Annotated in this window: 2 protein-coding genes; one reads left to right on the top strand and one right to left on the bottom strand. The window is 43.7% G+C overall.

Annotated elements, in window-relative coordinates:
• Positions 1–226: 226 nt before the first annotated feature.
• On the top strand, positions 227–724 hold the full coding sequence (locus E1163_RS02465; protein WP_155169112.1) for a DinB family protein: 498 nt from the start codon (positions 227–229) through the stop codon (positions 722–724).
• A 66-nt stretch (positions 725–790) separates the two neighbouring features.
• Here the strand turns inward: E1163_RS02465 and E1163_RS02460 are convergent, their stop codons facing one another.
• Complete coding sequence (locus E1163_RS02460) at positions 791–1,417, bottom strand: NAD(P)-dependent oxidoreductase (RefSeq protein ID WP_155169110.1); 627 nt, start codon at positions 1,415–1,417, stop codon at positions 791–793.
• Between the last annotated feature and the right edge of the window lie 150 nt (positions 1,418–1,567).

The following is a 1,567-nucleotide window of genomic DNA, read 5'->3' as shown; positions in this document are numbered from 1 at the left end:
TTAGCCAACGACAAACTTTTCCAATTAACCCCCTAAAAGACTATTTGTTTATGTTTTTAATTAAAAAAATTCAATTACAATCATTAACATGGCTTTAATTGGTTTTATACAGGTTTCTGCCTCATAAATTATTTTTAAAAATTAAATTTCCTACTGACATAAGGCTGTCACTACCGCCTGTTTTCTTTGTTAAAAATCATTCACAAAACCTATAATTTTTAACACCATGGAAAATAGCATTCAGGAAAAAACCGTAACAGCAATCACCTCTGATGCACTTTTGGAAGACTGGCAGGGACACCGCCGCCTAACTCGCAGGGTAATAGAGGCATTTCCCGAAAAAGACCTTTTTGAGTTTTCTATCGGGGGCATGCGTCCTTTCTCTGAGTTGGCGATGGAAATGATCATGATGGCAGGCCCGGGTATTGAGGGTGTAGCTACCAAAAAGTGGAAGCAATTTGGAGAGGGTACCGAGATCAGCAAGCCCAAAACCCGTGAGGAAATACTCAAACTGTGGGATGAAGCCACTGAGAAAATCGATAAGCTCTGGCCAACCATACCTGCCGGGAGGTTTCAGGAAGTAGAAGCTGCATTCGGACAGTATGAAAACCCCATTTACGCCACCATCCTGTACTTTATTGACAATGAGATCCACCATAGAGGCCAGGGGTATGTTTACCTGCGTGCCTTGGGTATAGAGCCTCCCTATTTCTGGGAAAGGTAATATTACAAGGAGCTTGCCCATAGCCGGGAAGCCGCCATGTGCAAGCTCCTTTATTTAAAGTCCCCTTCAATAAGACAAGGCCGGTGTTTTATTCAGGTATTCGTCTGAGATCAATTGTTTCAGCATAAAGTCAGCTACATCTGCTCTTGATATTTTAAGTTTTGTGCTTTTGTCATGGTGTGAAAACCCATGCTTGTAGTTCCCTGTCAGAGGCCCGTCGGTAAATGCTCCCGGCCTCACAATGGTCCACCTGAGCTGGCTTGCGCGGATATGTTTTTCCTGATCTTCATGATCTTTAAAAGCTGCTTTCAGCAACCAGCCAAACATAATGTGTTTCCAAAAGAAATTCAGATTCCCCCAGCTTTCGCCGTTTCCAAGTGTAGTTTGACAGATCAACCTGCTTATGCCTTCCTCCTGCATGCTTTTTATGATGTTGTATGTGCCTTCTGCCCTCACTCCTCCTTTCCTGCCTGCTCCCAGGGCACAAAAAACAGCATCATGCCCTTTAATGGCTTCCCGTACGTCATTACGATTCAAAACATCACCACCCCGCAGGCTCAGGTTGGAGTGCGGAAGATCATCCAACTTTTGAGGGTTGCGCACAAATGCGGTAACCTGATACCCCAAACCTAAAGCCTGCATTACTAACCGACGGCCTACTGTGCCTGTTGCTCCAAAAATTATTACTTTCATAGTTTTTCCTTTTCCTACAAAGGTGGCGGGATAATGAGCGGGAAAATAGAATAAAACCGACATGCCTTTTTGTGATCACAGGTGTACAACTGATGGTTAAACCGAAGCTATGAATACCGACTTTACCTATGCTTATTTGACAGACTGTGT

The organism is Fulvivirga kasyanovii (assembly GCF_009711405.1).
In the GTDB taxonomy this organism is placed as follows: Bacteria; Bacteroidota; Bacteroidia; order Cytophagales; family Cyclobacteriaceae; genus Fulvivirga; species Fulvivirga kasyanovii.
The sequence above is the reverse complement of the archived record's forward strand: the minus strand, read 5'-3'. Positions and strand labels throughout refer to the sequence as shown.